Raw genomic sequence first — 15786 nt, forward strand, 5'->3', positions numbered from 1 at the left:
CGCGGCGATACAAGAAAACTCAAGCAACTGGATCGAAGTGGAGAATCAAATGAGCGGTCAAAACGAGAGCCCGTACTATTTCGTGCCGCATCCGTCACGCCATCCGATCATGGCTGCGTGCGGTTTGCTGGTGATGCTGTCCTCGCTGGCGGCGTGGGTGAACGGTCATTCGTGGGCGCCTGCCACCACGTTCGTCGGCCTGCTGTTTCTGCTGTTCGTGCTGTGGCACTGGTTCGGCGACGCCATCTCCGAATCCGAAGGCGGCATGTACGGCAAGAACGTCGACGTGTCGTATCGCTGGAGCATGAGCTGGTTCATCTTCTCCGAAGTCATGTTCTTCGCGGCGTTTTTCGGCGCGCTGTTTTATGCGCGCGCCATCGCCATGCACGAACTCGGCAGCCTTGATTACAAGCTGATCTGGCCGGACTTCACCGCCGTGTGGCCGAACAACGGCCCGGCTGCGCTGGTGCCGCATTTCCGCTCGATGGTGCCGTGGCCGCTGCCGACCATCAACACGGCGCTCTTGCTTTCCTCGGGCGCGACGCTCACGGTGGCTCACCATGCGCTGCGTGAAGATCATCGCCGAAAGGCCATCATCTGGCTGGCTGCGACAGTCGCGCTGGGCGTAATCTTCCTGTTTTGCCAGGGCTACGAATACTTCCACGCCTACAACGAACTGAACCTGACGCTTTCGTCGGGTGTGTACGGCTCGACGTTTTTCCTCCTCACCGGCTTCCACGGTTTTCACGTGTTCCTTGGCGGCACCATGCTCGCGGTCGTATGCGTGCGCCTGATTCGCGGCCACTTCACCGCGGAACATCACTTCGCCTTCGAGGGCGCCGCGTGGTACTGGCACTTCGTCGACGTCGTGTGGCTCGGGCTGTACGTCGTCGTCTACTGGCTGTAAGCGTTTGCTTCGAGCGAGGGCGCGCCGTTTCGGCGCGCACGCTGTCACGCAAGACATGCCACGCCGCCCTCGACCTTCGCGGGCGGCGTTTTGTTTTGGGAAGTGAGTGAATGCGCGCGATTGTGTCGCGCCGCGACAATCGGTCCCGCGTGGGAAACCTTCGAGACGCGTTATCGTCCGAGCGGAATGCCGGTCGATTGAATCCAGCCCATCCAGTGCGCAAATAGGATGAACAGGAAGAGCGAAATGGACAGCCCGACGCGCGTGGCGAGCGACCACACCATGCGCTTTGTCTGACCTTTATCGGTCATCATGAAGTACAGGGCCGAGCCCAGGCTGCCAATGATGAGGATGAATGCAATAGCAACGATGATGTGCATGAAACCAGCCTGCGATAGTTGCATCGACCGCTCGCGAAACGCCGTGAGCAATATGAAAACGAGTCGTCTCATTATCGCACTCGATGAATCGGTGCGTGCGGCGTCGGTTCCGGAGCGTGCGGCATGAAAATCCGCCTCTGGCCCACGGTGCTGATCCTGATCGTCGTCGCAATCACTTTGCGGCTCGGCTTCTGGCAGCGCGACCGCGCGCACCAGAAGGAAGCGCTGAACGCGCAGATCGTCGCGTTCGAGAATGCGCCCGCACGACGCGTGAGTGTCGATCCGTTGCCGCTCAAGTCGATCGAATTCCATCGCGTCGAGGCGCGCGGCGAATTCATGCCGGAGCGCGTCGTCTATTTGGACAATCGTCCGTATAACGACCAGCCGGGCTTTTATGTCGTGATGCCGCTTAAACTCGAGGGCGGCGGCTACGTGCTCGTGAATCGCGGATGGCTGCCGCGCAACATGGCGGACCGTACGGGCATCGAGCCCTATGAGACGCCGAAAGGCATCGTGGACGTGAAGGGCATCGCGCGCTCGAATGCATCGGAGGCGTTCGAGCTCGGCAGCGGCGGCTCCGCTGCGCGTCAGCAGATCCGGCAAAACCTGAACGTCGCCTCGTATGCGGCGGAAACCGGGCTCGCGTTTCAGCCGTTCGTGATTCAACAGACGAGCGCCACCGCCGACAAGCTCGTGCGCGACTGGCCGGCGGCCACGCTTGGCGTCGATCGCAACTACGGCTACATGTTCCAGTGGTGGGGCATGGCGGCAGCGGCCATCGCCTTCGGCTTGTATGCCGCACGGCGCGCCGCGAGGAAAGACAGCGACCCGGCCGCCACAGACGAAGCCGCGAAAGAAGCATGAACCCATGATGCCGCGTCCAATGGAAGTGGCATCGACCGAATAGAGAATCCATGCAAGCTCAACGCACCACTACAACCCGACCGCCCGCGAAAAAAGGCTCCTGGATCAGCGGCCGGTGGATGCTGGTACTGCTCGCGCTGGTCTGCGCGGCGCCGGTGATCGCCTCGTATCTGATGTACTACGTCGTCAAGCCCGCGGGCGGCACGACGAGCTACGGCACGTTGATCGAACCGCAACGGCCGATTCCGGAACAGATCGTCGTCACCGATGAAAAAGGTCAGCCGGTGCCGCTCAAGTCGCTCGAAGGCAAGTGGCTGATGATCACCGTCAACGGCAGCGATTGCGACGAAGTGTGCGTGAAGCGCCTCTATTTCATGCGGCAGGTGCGCGCGCTACAGTCGGGCGAGCGCGAGCGCGTGCTGAACGTCTGGCTGCGCACGGACGACAAGCCCGTCGCGAATGTCATCAAGACCGCGTATCCGCAACCGGACACACGCATGCTCGTGACGAACGAACAAGCCCTCTCGGGTTGGCTGCCTGTGGACGCCGGCACGAAGCTTTCGGATCACATTTATCTCGTCGATCCGAACGGCAACCTGATGATGCGCTTCCCGAAGGACCCCGATCCCAAGAAGATCAACACGGACGTGGCGAAGCTATTGAAGTGGTCGCGCATCGGCTGATACGCCGGGACGCCACGACCAAAACGAAGGTGAAAGTATGTTTGTATTAGAACTCGGTCTGATCGGCCTATGCATTGCGCTGCTGCCGCTCTCGTTCGTCTGGGTCAAGGCCGATGACAACAAGTTCAGGAAGCTCGTCTGGCTAACCACTTTTCTGACGCTCGATCTGATCATGTTCGGCGGCTTCACGCGCCTGACCGATTCCGGCCTTGGCTGTCCCGACTGGCCGGGCTGTTATGGCACGGCGTCGCCGTTCATCGCGCACGCGCAGATCGCGGCCGCGCATCAGGCCATGCCCACTGGTCCGGTCAGCCCGATGAAGGCGTGGATCGAAATGCTGCATCGCTACTTTGCGATGGCGATCGGCGTGCTGATCATCGCGCAGGTCGTCATTGCGTGGACCGCGCGCATCAGACGAAAGGCGCTGCATGTTTCGCCGTGGTGGCCGACGGGCATCCTCGCGCTCATTCTGCTGCAAGGCGCTTTTGGCGCGTGGACCGTCACACTCAAGTTGCAGCCGGTCATCGTCACGATGCATCTCTTGCTCGGGCTTGCGTTGCTGGCCGCGCTCGGCTGGCTCGCCGCGCGGCAAACGCCGATTCCCTCGCTCGACCCGGCCGCCGCGCGATGGATGCCGGCCGCGATTGTCGGCATCGTGTTGCTCGTCGTGCAGATTGCGCTGGGTGGCTGGGTCAGTACGAACTACGCGGTGCTCGCCTGCACGGACTTTCCGCTCTGCAATGGCCAATGGATTCCGCCGATGAACTTTGAACACGGTTTCCACTTGTGGCGCGCGCTCGGCATGACCGGCGACGGCGACGTCATCTCGCAGGACGCGTTGGTGGCAATCCATTGGACGCATCGCACGTTTGCGGTCGTGGTCGTGCTTTATCTGCTATGGCTCGCCGCGATGCTGCGCCGTTTCGAGTCCCTACGCACGCCCGCGACCGCCGTGCTTGTCGTTATCCTGATTCAATTTTTTACAGGTTTGTCCAATATCGTGTTGCAGTGGCCGCTGCCTATCGCAGTGGCGCACAATGGCGGGGCTGCCATCCTGTTGCTACTACTCGTTATGCTAAACTTTCGAATCTCTTCCAGCCGTCCCGGCCGCGCCGCAGTTCCCGCGCGCGACATCGTTTCAGCGTGACTCCACATCATGGATAGCACGACACTTCACTCCCCGCTTGGCAGCCGCGTATCGCAATACATTGCGCTGACCAAGCCGCGCGTCACGCAGCTTGCCGTGTTCTGCGCCGTCATCGGCATGTTCCTCGCCACGCCCGGCATGGTGCCGTGGACCGTTTTGATTGGTGGCGCGGTCGGCATCTGGCTGCTGGCGGGCGCTGCATTCGCCATCAACTGCCTCGTCGAACAGAAGATCGATGCCAAGATGCGTCGCACCGCGTGGCGTCCTTCGGCGCGCGGGCAAATCACGAGCGCGCAGATTCTCACGTTCTCGGCGGTGCTCGGCGGTATCGGCATGTGGACGCTCTATACGTTCACCAATCCGCTCACGATGTGGCTGACGGTTGCCACGTTCGTGGGATACGCCGTCATCTACACGTTGCTGCTCAAGCCTTATACGCCGCAGAACATCGTCATTGGTGGCGCTTCGGGTGCCATGCCGCCGGCGCTCGGTTGGGCGGCCGTTACGGGTGCGGTTCCCGGCGACGCGTGGATTCTCGTGCTCATCATCTTCGTCTGGACGCCGCCGCATTTCTGGGCGCTCGCGCTGTATCGCAAGAAGGATTACGAAAACGCCGGTCTGCCCATGCTGCCTATCACGCACGGCGAGCAGTACACGCGTCTGCATATCTTCCTGTACACGGTCATCCTGTTCGCGGTCACGCTGATGCCGTTCATCTCGGGCATGAGCGGCGTGATCTATCTGGCGAGCGCGGTTGCGCTGGGCGCGGTGTTTCTCGGTTACGCGTGGAAGATTTATCGCGATTACTCGGACGCGCTGGCGCGCAAGACCTTCCGTTATTCGATCGTGTATCTGTCGCTCTTGTTCGGCGCGCTTCTGGTCGATCATTACGTTCGCACGGTGATCGGTGCATGAGGGCGTTCTTTCGCAAGATGCTCGCTCCGCTTTTGCTCGCGCTGGCGAGCATGGCGCTGCTCTCTGCATGCGAGAAGGCGCCCGATTTCAAGAACCTCGACATCACGGGCAACAAGCAGTTTGGCAGCGACTTCTCGTTGCCCGACACCAGCGGCAAGACACGCACGCTCGGTGACTTCAAAGGCAAGGCCGTGGTTTTGTTTTTCGGCTATACGCATTGCCCGGATGTCTGCCCGACCACACTCGCCGAACTCTCGCAAGCATTGCAGCAACTCGGCGGTAAAGCGAAGGACGTGCAGGTGCTCATGGTCACGGTCGATCCCGCGCGCGACACGCCCGATCTTCTCGGTCAATACGTGACGGCGTTCAACCCGGCGTATGTCGGCTTGCGGCCGGCAAACGACGCCGAGCTTGCCAAAGTCGCGAAGGATTTCCGCGTGTACTACGCGAAGTCCAACGGCAAGACGGCGGACGACTACACGATGGATCACACCGCCGCGAGCTACGTGTTCGACAAGGACGGCAAACTGCGTCTTTTCGCGCGCGACGGTCAGGGCGTCGAGCCGTGGGTGCATGACTTGAAGCTGCTGATCGACTGAGATCGGCGCATCGTTGGTTTGGAGAAAGCGGCCTGCGGGCCGCTTTCTTCATTCCGCGGCAGGCTCCGGCAACTTCAGTCCGGGCGCAAGACGTGTCGCCTTGAACTCGGTGACATCGTAGTGAGCCAAGTTTTGCTGCGCGAACGGATCTTCCGCGATGATCGCGTCGAGCCGCTCACGCTCGATAGCCGACGCCAGAATGATGCCGCCTTCGCGCGGCACTTTCGGACCCGCGATCACGAAGACGCCAGCGGCGAAGTAGCGCTGCAGATACTCGCGATGGGCTTCGAGCGCATCGTCGATTTCCGCAAGAGCGCCGGTATAACGCAGATTGATCAGGTACATGATGGTGTCTCAGAAATCGGTCTGTAGCGATTCTAGACGTCAAAGCGCGAGCCGGATATCGACATGAACATTCTGTCTTTTCCGTCGCACCAAAGCCGTGCGAACATTCGTTTCCCGGTTGGCATCGACCGAGGGCGATGAATCCATCGCGGGCACTCAAGCGGCAATTTTGCAGCAACCTCGCATTGAAACAGGAACACCATGCAGCGCAGAAATTTGCTTAAAGCTCTTACCGTCGTCGCGGCGTCTGCCGCTTATTTCATTAGCGTCACCGCGCATGCCGATGACAAGGTCATCAAGGTCGGCACCATCAGCGGACCCGACGCGCAAATCTGGCAAGTCGTGCAGAAGGTCGCGAAGCGCGAAGGCTTCAACGTCAAGGTGATCGAGTTCAACGATTACGTGCAGCCGAACGCCGCACTTGATGCTGGCGACCTCGACGCCAACAGCTTCCAGCATCAGCCGTATCTCGACAGTCAGGTGAAGCAGCGCGGCTACAAGATCGTGAATGCGGGACTGACCTATATCTCGCCGCTTGGCGTGTATTCGAAGAAGCTGAAGTCGCTGAAGGATCTGCCGCAAGGCGCGAAGGTCGCGGTGCCGAACGATCCGTCGAACGAAAACCGAGCGCTTCTTTTGCTGCAAGCGCAGGGCGTGATCAAGCTCAAGGCCGGCGCTGGCGTGAACGGAAACAGCGCGACGCCGCTGGATGTCGCCGAGAACCCGAAGAAGGTCAAGCTACTCGAACTCGACGCCGCGCAACTGCCGCGCACGCTCGCAGACGTCGATGCCGCCGCCATCAATACGAACTTCGCGCTGGCGGCGGGCTTGCAGCCGACCAAGGACGCTATCGCGCTAGAGGACGTGCACAGCCCTTACGCGAACTTGATCGCCGTGCGCGCCAAGGACAAAGACCAGCCGTGGGTGAAGAAGCTGGTCGCGGCGTATCAGTCCGAAGACGTGCGCCAGTTCATGAAGAGCGAGTTCAAAGGCTCGGTTGTACCTTCGTTCTGATCGAGAACGCACGGTTTGCCAACGGCGTCCCTTGGGACGCCGTTTTGCTGTCCTACGCCTTTGGGACCGAGGGCTATGCCAGCACTCGGTCCACGCAAACATCTCGAAGCATTACCACGCCGATAACGTGCGTATCGCCTCCTTTCACATGGCGCGACGTGACTGAATGCTCGCTGCCGTCTCTCTTCATCTGAAGCGACACGACGAGCGAGCGAAATCAGCTCTCAGTCCGCATAAACACGCCGAAGCTCGCGATGCCAGATCACACCCGAATCGCCATCCTGCTTCGCCGTGAAGCCAGTGCGTTTGAATAGCGCGCACAGGTCCTCATGCACCATTGGCATCCGGCAGATCACGTTATCGTAGCCCGCGCCATGCGCGAAGTTCGTACAGGCGGATACGAGTTGCACGCCCAAGCCCCGCCGACGCGCGCCCGGTTCGACGAACAACAACTCGATGCGCGCCTCTTTCTCCGACTGCGCGCTTAAGAGCGCCGCGCCGACGCGCGCGGCGCCTTCACGTTCCGCCACCCAGCAAGCGATGCGTGGCGTTCCACTCTGCACGGCGCCGAGAAAACGCGCGACGACTTTCGCCGAATAGGCTTCGTTGGAATGGGCCGCACGGTCGGATGATTCCAGATGCGCGTGACGCTCGACGATCCAGCCGAAGTCGCCACGGCGAGGGCTGCGCAAACGCGTGTTGTGGCCTTCGCCATGATGAGGACTGAGCAGCCGCTCGATGTCGATCATTGCATTGGATAACTGCTCGATCTCGCCGGCTGTGAGCCGACTGAGCAGAGTGGCCGCTTCGGCCGAGACATGCAGGTCGATCTCGTCGACCTTGGCTCGCGCGTCCGCTGTAATGGTGAGCAAATGCGCGCGGCCGTCGGATTCGTTCCTGCCGCGCACAATAAGCCCGAGCTTCTGGAAGTTGGTGAGCAGCCTGCTCAGGTAGCCTGTGTCCAGGCCCAGATTGCGCGATAAGTCGGCTGCGGTGCGTGCGCGATCGTGCGCAAGTTCGTGGAGGATGCGCACCTCCGTTAGGGAAAAGTGGCTTTTGTGAAGCCGCTCGTGCAAGGCGCCCGCATGGCGAGCGAAGAAGCGATTAAAGCGTCTGACGACGTCTACCGCTCGACTCGGATCTGAAGAGCCCATCGACTTTTATCTCTCTCAATAATCAGTTTTATTATTTAATTAGTTGCGATTCCGAACCAATTGCACCATTGTGCCAAAGAAAGAACGATCGTGCTATTGCCAAATAGCCTGATTTTAAGCGCCCGTCGATATGTAGACCATTTTGTAGTTTTGGGCTTGACATGAGGGTAAATCCCGATGGCTGTCGTCTCCAAGTTGTTCAAGTTATTGTTGTTATAAACCATTGATTTTGCGATGTTATTGCCTGTTGGCATCAAGTGAGGCAGAAGGTTTGACTGGTATTATGTTGGTTATATAATGGGCTCCAATTCGAGCCCTGCAGAGACCTCCATGAATGGACGCTTGCGGGAGTTGGCGCCCGATGCGTCAAGTCCCACGCCGCTGTATCTGCAGCTCGCCACGCGTCTTGCTGCAGCTATTCAGCGCGGCGCCTGGAATGCAGGTGAGGCGTTGCCAGCGGAGCGCACGTTGTCGGAAGCGGTCGGGGTTTCGCGTATCACCGCGCGAAAGGCGTTGGCTTTGCTCGTCGAGCGCGGGCTCATTCGGCGAGTACGCGGCGCAGGCAGTTTCATCACGCCGCGTACGCAAGATCCACTGTCGGTGCTGACGGGCTTCACGAAGAAGATGGAACAGCGCGGTTTCGCACCTGACTCGGTGTGGCTCCGGCGTGACGTGCGCGTAGCGAGTCGCGATGAAACCGTCCGTCTCGGGCTGGCGCCGGGCGCATCGGTCGCGAGTCTCGGCAGACTTCGCCGCGCGAACGGCATCGTCATGGCGGTCGAACATTCGGCGTTACCGGTGTCCGTCGTTCCGGAGCCGTTCGAGATCGGCGCGTCGCTGTATTGCTATCTCAAAGCGCGCGGGCAGTCGGTGGTGCGCGCGTTGCAGCACTTTCGCGCGGTCAACGCCGGAGCCGAGATTGCGCGGCTGATGGGCATCGCGCCGCGCGCGGCGCTACTCGTGATCACCCGTATCGGTTACTCGGCGGAGCAGCGCGCCATCGAACTGACGGACACGTATTGCCGCGACGACTACTACGACTTCGTCGCGGAATTGCATCGATAAAAAGCGGGAAAGCAGAAGTAGCAAGATCAGAACGAGAGGACCCGAAAGCCGCCACCGCACGTTCGCCGGTCACACGGGGCCAGCGAACAGGCCTGCTCGCAGCAAGGCGCGGATGGCACTGAACCTCATCATGCATAGCGCACTTCCAGAGAACTTCATGCTGAAAGGAAACATACTCACGACCGATGGCTGGATCAACGGTTCGCTTCGCTTCGAAAACGGTCGGGTGACGGCGCTGGAAGGTCATATCGCCGATCCTTCCACGAACGACGCGCCGTATATCCTGCCCGGCTTCATCGACCTGCACGTGCATGGCGGCGGCGGGCGCGACATCATGGAAGGCGGCGACGCAGCCGATACCGTCGCGCGGCAACACGCTCAACACGGCACCACGGGCCTGCTCGCCACCACGATGACCGCGCCGCGCGACGAACTCCTGCAAGTTCTCGCGGGCTTGGGCGAGCAGGCGAAGCGCCGTGCCGCAAGCGGCGCGCGCGTGCTCGGCGTGCATCTCGAAGGGCCGTATATCAATCCCGGCAAGCTCGGCGCGCAGCCGGACGCCGCGGCCGTCGCGGTGCGCGATGAAGTGCTCGAATATCTGTCGCTCGCGCCCATTCGCGTCGTGACCATCGCGCCGGAAATCTCCGGGCATCTAGAGATCATTTCCGAACTCGCCTCGCGCGGCGTGCGCGTGCAGCTCGGTCATTCGCTCGGCACTTACGATGACGCCGTCAATGCGCTCAAGCACGGCGCGCGCGGTTTCACGCATCTCTTCAACGCGATGTCGCCGCTGCATCATCGCGATCCGGGCATGGTCGGCGCCGCGCTCGCGCACGCCGAGTACGCGGAACTGATCCCGGATTTGCTGCACGTTCATCCGGGCGCGATTCGCGCCGCGATGCGCGCAATTCCGCGCCTTTACGTCGTTACCGACAGCACCTCGGCGGCCGGCATGCCGGACGGCGAATACCGCCTTGGCAGCCAGCACGTCACCAAGTGCATGGGCGGCGTGCGTCTCGCGGACGGCACGCTCGCCGGCAGCACGCTGACCATGGATCAGGCGCTGCGCAATCTCGTCTCGCTGGGCATTCCGCTCGCGGACGTCTCGAACCGTTTGTCACGCTTTCCCGCCGATTACCTCGGACTCGAAGATCGCGGCCGCATCGCGCGTGGCGCATGGGCCGATCTCGTCGTGCTCGACCGGGAACTCGCGCTGAGCGCCACGTATGTCGAAGGAGAATCAATTGTCGAATATGCTTAACGAGGCCCTGGAGTCCGCCGACGTCGTCGCGGCCCAGCTCGCCGATACCTCGCGCATCGAAGCGCTCGCGGTCAAGCTCGCCGAGCAGCCGCGCCATGTCGCGCTCACCGTTGCGCGCGGCAGTTCCGACCACGCCGCCAGTTATTTCGCAAGCCTGACGATGAGCCGCATCGGCGTGCCGGTTGCTTCGCTGCCCATGTCCGTGGCGACGCTTCAACAAGCACCGCTGCGCGTGTCGGGCCAGCTCGCGGTCGCGTTCTCGCAGTCGGGCAAGAGCCCCGATCTCGTCGGCACGATGCAGGCGTTGCGCGATGCGGGCGCGTTCACCGTTGCTGCCGTCAATGTCGCGAACTCCCCGCTGGAAAAGGCGTGCGAGTGGTACCTGCCGCTTTTCGCCGGGCCGGAATTGTCGGTGGCGGCAACCAAGAGCTATATCGCCATGCTGTCGCTCTCGGCCATCGTCGTCGCGCATGTTCAACGCGATACCGAACTGCTCGACGCGCTCGAGTCGTTGCCGGAAGCCTTGCGCGCGGCGGGCAAGCTCGACTGGACGCGTGCCGTGAACGAACTCACGAACGTCGATCGCATGATCGTGATCGGCCGTGGTCTCGGTCTCGCTATCGCGCAGGAAGCGGCGCTCAAGCTCAAGGAAACCTCCGGCATTCAGGCGGAAGCGTTCTCCAGCGCCGAAGTGCGTCATGGTCCGATGGAGATCATCGACAAGGACTATCCGCTGCTCGTGTTCGCCCCGCGCGGGCCGGAGCAGGCAGGCTTGATTCAACTGGCGGCCGACATGCGCGCACGCGGCGCACGCGTGCTGCTCGCGGCGCCTGCCGACGTGCCCGGCGCGGAATTGCCGCTCGTCGCCACTAATCACCCGGCGCTCGATCCGATCGCCGCAATCCTTTCGTTCTATGTGATGGCCGCGGGTCTGGCCGCCGCGCGCGGGCGCAATCCCGACGCGCCGCGCCACCTGAACAAGGTCACCGAAACCCACTAAGCGAGTAAGCCGATGCGTCGCGCCGAGGAGTCACTGTTGAATCATCCCATCGATAACCCGAACGACGTCGTGTTGCTCGCGCCGTTCACCGGCCCCGTCGTCCCGCTCGCCGACGTGCCGGACCCTGTGTTCGCGGAAGGCATGTTCGGCGACGGCATCGGCATCGATCCGCTCGATGGCGTGCTCGTCGCGCCTTGCGACGGGACGGTGACGCATCTGGCGCGCACGCATCACGCGGTCACGTTGCGCACGCCGCACGGGGCGGAAATTCTCGTGCATATCGGCATCGATACGGTCGAATTGGGCGGCCAGGGCTTCGCGCCGATGATCGAGCAGGGCGCAACCGTGCGCGCGGGTCAGCCGCTCATCGAGTTCAATGCGGATTTCGTCGCGCAGCACGCGCCGAGTCTCGTCTCCGTTATTGCCGTCGCCAATGGCGATGCCTTCGAAGTCATCGAGCGTGCCGGTCGCGGCATGTTGAAGGCTGGCGCACGCATGCTCGTGCTGCGCGCGAAAGACGGCGCCAGGGCCGAAAGCGCGCGTTCGAGCGCGAACGTGACGGAAGAAGCGCGCCGCACGTTGACGCTCGGTCACGCGGGCGGTTTGCATGCGCGTCCGGCGGCGCGCGCGCGCGAAGCCGCACGCGGTTTCGATGCAAAGGTCGAGATCCGTTATCAAGGCCGCAAGGCGCCGGTGGAAAGCGTCGTAGGGTTGCTGGGTCTCGGCGCGGGCGAAGGCGCGACCGTCGAGCTGCTGGGTATTGGCGCGCAGGCGAAGGAAGCCGTCGAAGCCGTCGCGGCGGAGTTGCTGCGCGCGGGTCAGGGCGAAGTCGAAGAGTCACCGGCACGCGCGAAATCGCCCGCGCCGGTCGTCGCTGCGAGCGCGGTCGCGCAACCGCTCGCGCCAAACACGCTTGCGGGCGTGTGCGCGGCGCCGGGCATCGCGGTCGGCGCACTGGTGCGCTGGGACGACAAGGAAATCGTGCCGCCCGAAGCGGCCACGCAATCGTCGGCGGCGGAAAGCCGTGCACTCGACCGCGCCATCTCGCAAGTCGATGCCGAACTCGACGAAACCGTACGCACCGCATCGCAACGCGGCGCGGTCGGCGAGGCGGGAATCTTCGCGGTGCATCGCGTGTTGCTGGAAGACCCGACGCTCGTCGATGCCGCGCGCGATCTCATCAGCCTCGGCAAGAGCGCGGGCTTCGCGTGGCGCGAGGCGATCCGCGCGCAAATCGCGCTCTTGAACAACGTGAAGGACGAACTGCTCGCCGAACGCGCCGCCGATCTGCGCGATATCGAGAAACGCGTGCTGCGCGCGCTCGGCCACACGAACACCGCCGCGCGCGAAATGCCCGCTGAAGCCGTGCTCGCGGCTGTCGAATTCACGCCTTCCGATTTGTCTTCGCTCGACCGCACGCGCGTGACCGCGCTCGTGATGTCGCGCGGCGGCGCCACCTCGCATGCGGCGATCATCGCGCGACAGGTGGGCATTCCGGCGCTCGTCGCCATCGGCGATGCACTGCACGCGATTCCCGAAGGCACGCAAGTGGTCGTGGACGCGTCGGCGGGACGTATCGAACATGCGCCGACCGAACTCGATGTCGAACGCGCGCGCAACGAACGCGATCGTCTTTTGAACGTGCGCGAGGCGAATCGCAAGATGTCGGGACAGGCCGCGACGACCCGCGACGGCCACGCCGTCGAAATCGCCGCGAACATCGCCACGCTCGAAGATGCGCAAGCCGCTGTCGAAAATGGCGCCGACGCGGTCGGCCTCCTGCGTACCGAATTGCTGTTCATTCATCGTCAGTCGGCGCCCACGCCCGGCGAACATGCGTCGAGCTATCAGGGAATCGTGGATGCGCTGCAGGGCCGCACCGCGATCATTCGCACGTTGGATGTCGGCGCGGATAAAGAAGTCGATTATCTGACGCTGCCGCCCGAGGAAAATCCGGCGCTCGGTCTGCGCGGCATTCGCCTCGCACAAGTGCGGCCCGATCTGCTCGACGATCAACTGCGTGGTCTGCTCGCCGTGAAGCCGCTCGGCGCGGTGCGCATTCTTCTGCCGATGGTCACCGACTCCGGCGAACTGCAACGCCTGCGGGTACGGATCGACGAACTGGCGCGCGAAGCGGGCCGCACGGAACCGATCGAAGTGGGCGTGATGATCGAAGTGCCGTCAGCGGCGCTGCTTGCCGATCAGCTCGCGAAATACGCGGATTTTCTGTCCATCGGCACCAACGACCTCACGCAGTACACGCTCGCGATGGACCGTTGCCAGCCCGATCTCGCCGCGCAGTCCGACGGCCTGCATCCGGCCGTGCTGCGGCTCATCAAGACGGCCGTGCAAGGCGCGCAAAAGCACGGCAAGTGGGTCGGCGTGTGCGGTGCGCTCGGTGGCGATCCGCTCGCGGTGCCGTTGCTGATCGGCCTCGGCGTGACGGAATTGTCGGTCGATCCGGTGGCGGTGCCGGGCATCAAGGCGCGCGTGCGTAATCTCGATTACCAGCTTTGCCGGCAGCGCGCGGAAGACGTGCTCGCGCTCGAATCCGCGCAGGCAGTAAGAGCGGCCAGCCTTGAAATCTGGCCGCAAGACTGACGAACGCAGTAATCCCCAAGCAGCAAAGACAAGACCTATATCTTTTGGAGAACCCCGATGGACGCTAACCCGTTTGCAAAGATGCAGCGCCTGGGCCGAGCCCTGATGCTGCCGATTGCCGTACTACCGGTAGCCGGCCTGCTATTGCGTCTAGGCCAGCCCGATGTCTTCAACATCAAGATGATCGCCGACGCGGGCGACGCCATCTTCACGAACCTGCCGCTTCTGTTCGCCATCGGCGTGGCGGTCGGTTTCGCGAAGGACAACAACGGCACGGCGGGTCTTGCCGGTGCCATCGGCTATCTCATCGAGATCGCCGTGATGAAGGACATCAACGACAAGCTCAACATGGGCGTGTTGTCGGGGATCGTCGCGGGCGTGGTCGCGGGCTATCTGTATAACCGCTACAAGGACATCAAGCTGCCGGAATATCTGGCGTTCTTCGGCGGCAAGCGTTTCGTGCCCATCGTCACGGGGGTCGCGTGTCTCGCGCTCGGCATCATATTCGGCTACATCTGGCAGCCGGTGCAGGCGGCTATCGACCTGGCCGGAACGTGGCTCACGACGGCGGGCGCGCTCGGCACTTTCGTCTTCGGCGTGCTGAACCGCATTCTGCTGGTGACGGGTCTGCATCACATCATCAACTCGCTCGCGTGGTTCGTGTTCGGCTCGTTTACGCCGCCGGATGGTGGCGCGGTCGTTCATGGCGATCTGCACCGCTTCTTTGCCGGCGATAAAACCGCGGGCGGCTTCATGACGGGCTTCTTCCCGATCATGATGTTCGGCCTTCCGGCCGCGTGTCTGGCGATGTTCCACGAAGCGCCGAAAGAGCGCCGCGCGGTCGTCGGCGGCCTGCTGTTTTCGATGGCGCTCACCGCGTTCCTGACGGGCGTGACCGAGCCGATCGAATACAGCTTCATGTTCCTGGCTCCGGTGCTGTACGCGATCCATGCGGTACTTACCGGCGTGTCGCTCGCGATCTGCTCGGCGCTCGGCATTCATCTGGGCTTCACGTTTTCGGCGGGTGCGATCGACTACGTGCTGAACTACGGTCTGTCGCAACGCGGCTGGATGGCAATTCCGCTCGGGCTCGTCTACGGCGTGATCTATTACGGCCTGTTCCGCTTCTTCATCCGCAAGTTCAACATGGCGACGCCGGGCCGCGAGCCGGCCACGACCGATGCCGAAACGTCCGCCACGCCGGTTGCAGGCGGCTACGGCACGCCGCTGCCGGGTGCAGCGAACACGCGCGCCGCGAAGTACATTGCGGCGCTGGGCGGCGCGTCGAACCTGACGCTCGTCGATGCCTGCACGACGCGTCTGCGTTTGTCGGTGGCGGATACGGAGAAGGTGTCGGAAACGCAGTTGAAGAGCATCGGCGCGCGTGGCGTGCTCAAGCGGGGCGCGACGAACGTGCAGGTGATCATCGGACCGGAAGCGGACATCATCGCCGATGAAATTCGCGGTGAACTCGAACATTCGTCGACGCGCGGAGCGACGCCGGCTTCGTCCGCTCCGGCCGCTGCTTCGGTGGCTTCCGCGAACGTTGGCGCCTTCGATCAGACTGCCGGCCCGCTCGATCCCGATCCGCTGCGCTGGCTGGCGGTGTTCGGCGGCGCGACCAATGTCGTCACGCTCGATGCCGTCGCGCAAACGCGACTGCGCGTGGTCGTGCGCGATCCTTCGGCGGTGGATCGTCAGCGCCTGTCGACGCTGGATGTCGCGTGGGTGTCGGCGGATACGTTCCACATCGTCGTGGGCGCGGCCGCGCAGCGTTACGCGGCACAACTCGCGACGCGCGTGCCGGGAAGTGGCGGCGGGGCATCGCCGTTGCCGGCTTAATGCGAGATT

15 protein-coding genes are annotated in these 15786 nt (G+C 62.7%); 12 read left to right on the top strand and 3 right to left on the bottom strand.

The window, feature by feature from the left end:
* Positions 1–49 precede the first annotated feature (49 nt).
* Positions 50–907: a cytochrome c oxidase subunit 3 gene (locus NCR98_RS01275; protein WP_244826882.1), complete on the top strand. Its 858-nt coding sequence runs from the start codon at positions 50–52 to the stop codon at positions 905–907.
* A 170-nt stretch (positions 908–1077) separates the two neighbouring features.
* Here NCR98_RS01275 and NCR98_RS01280 read toward each other — a convergent pair whose 3' ends face one another.
* Complete coding sequence (locus NCR98_RS01280; RefSeq protein ID WP_244826883.1) at positions 1078–1287, bottom strand: twin transmembrane helix small protein; 210 nt, start codon at positions 1285–1287, stop codon at positions 1078–1080.
* 123 nt (positions 1288–1410) lie between these two features.
* Between NCR98_RS01280 and NCR98_RS01285 the strand changes: the two genes are divergently transcribed.
* From NCR98_RS01285 to NCR98_RS01305, 5 genes are read left to right on the top strand one after another with little or no spacing between them, the layout of a single operon-like run.
* Positions 1411–2151 (top strand): SURF1 family protein, encoded by a 741-nt coding sequence (locus tag NCR98_RS01285; RefSeq protein WP_250525327.1) that lies wholly within the window; start codon positions 1411–1413, stop codon positions 2149–2151.
* 50 nt (positions 2152–2201) lie between these two features.
* On the top strand, positions 2202–2834 hold the full coding sequence (locus tag NCR98_RS01290; RefSeq protein WP_250462804.1) for an SCO family protein: 633 nt from the start codon (positions 2202–2204) through the stop codon (positions 2832–2834).
* A gap of 37 nt (positions 2835–2871) precedes the next feature.
* Positions 2872–3981, top strand: coding sequence for a COX15/CtaA family protein (locus tag NCR98_RS01295; protein ID WP_250525328.1), 1110 nt, complete (start codon positions 2872–2874; stop codon positions 3979–3981).
* Between the two features lie 9 nt (positions 3982–3990).
* Positions 3991–4896, top strand: coding sequence for a heme o synthase (gene cyoE, locus NCR98_RS01300; protein ID WP_244826887.1), 906 nt, complete (start codon positions 3991–3993; stop codon positions 4894–4896).
* On the top strand, positions 4893–5495 hold the full coding sequence (locus tag NCR98_RS01305; protein ID WP_250525329.1) for an SCO family protein: 603 nt from the start codon (positions 4893–4895) through the stop codon (positions 5493–5495). Before cyoE ends, NCR98_RS01305 begins: the two co-directional genes overlap by 4 nt.
* A gap of 48 nt (positions 5496–5543) precedes the next feature.
* On the opposite strand, the gene NCR98_RS01310 is transcribed toward NCR98_RS01305, so the two are convergent.
* Positions 5544–5840 (bottom strand): YciI family protein, encoded by a 297-nt coding sequence (locus NCR98_RS01310; RefSeq protein WP_250525330.1) that lies wholly within the window; start codon positions 5838–5840, stop codon positions 5544–5546.
* 201 nt (positions 5841–6041) lie between these two features.
* On the opposite strand from NCR98_RS01310, the gene NCR98_RS01315 reads away from it, so the two are divergent.
* On the top strand, positions 6042–6854 hold the full coding sequence (locus NCR98_RS01315) for a MetQ/NlpA family ABC transporter substrate-binding protein (RefSeq protein ID WP_250525331.1): 813 nt from the start codon (positions 6042–6044) through the stop codon (positions 6852–6854).
* Positions 6855–7078: 224 nt separating this feature from the next.
* Here the strand turns inward: NCR98_RS01315 and NCR98_RS01320 are convergent, their stop codons facing one another.
* A complete protein-coding gene (locus NCR98_RS01320; RefSeq protein ID WP_284502947.1) occupies positions 7079–8008 on the bottom strand; it encodes a bifunctional helix-turn-helix transcriptional regulator/GNAT family N-acetyltransferase in 930 nt (309 codons plus the stop codon).
* Positions 8009–8338: 330 nt separating this feature from the next.
* Between NCR98_RS01320 and NCR98_RS01325 the strand changes: the two genes are divergently transcribed.
* The 5 genes from NCR98_RS01325 (at position 8339) to nagE (ending at position 15777) form a co-directional block, all read left to right on the top strand.
* On the top strand, positions 8339–9073 hold the full coding sequence (locus tag NCR98_RS01325) for a GntR family transcriptional regulator (RefSeq protein WP_250525332.1): 735 nt from the start codon (positions 8339–8341) through the stop codon (positions 9071–9073).
* 157 nt (positions 9074–9230) lie between these two features.
* On the top strand, positions 9231–10334 hold the full coding sequence (gene nagA, locus NCR98_RS01330) for an N-acetylglucosamine-6-phosphate deacetylase (RefSeq protein WP_244826893.1): 1104 nt from the start codon (positions 9231–9233) through the stop codon (positions 10332–10334).
* On the top strand, positions 10327–11334 hold the full coding sequence (locus tag NCR98_RS01335) for an SIS domain-containing protein (protein ID WP_250525360.1): 1008 nt from the start codon (positions 10327–10329) through the stop codon (positions 11332–11334). Before nagA ends, NCR98_RS01335 begins: the two co-directional genes overlap by 8 nt.
* A gap of 12 nt (positions 11335–11346) precedes the next feature.
* Complete coding sequence (gene ptsP, locus NCR98_RS01340) at positions 11347–13935, top strand: phosphoenolpyruvate--protein phosphotransferase (RefSeq protein WP_250525333.1); 2589 nt, start codon at positions 11347–11349, stop codon at positions 13933–13935.
* A 57-nt stretch (positions 13936–13992) separates the two neighbouring features.
* Positions 13993–15777, top strand: a complete 1785-nt coding sequence (gene nagE / locus NCR98_RS01345; RefSeq protein ID WP_250525334.1) for an N-acetylglucosamine-specific PTS transporter subunit IIBC — start codon at positions 13993–13995, stop codon at positions 15775–15777.
* Positions 15778–15786: the final 9 nt, after the last annotated feature.

The sequence above is a fragment of the Caballeronia sp. GAWG2-1 genome (assembly GCF_023631405.1).
GTDB lineage: Bacteria > Pseudomonadota > Gammaproteobacteria > Burkholderiales > Burkholderiaceae > Caballeronia.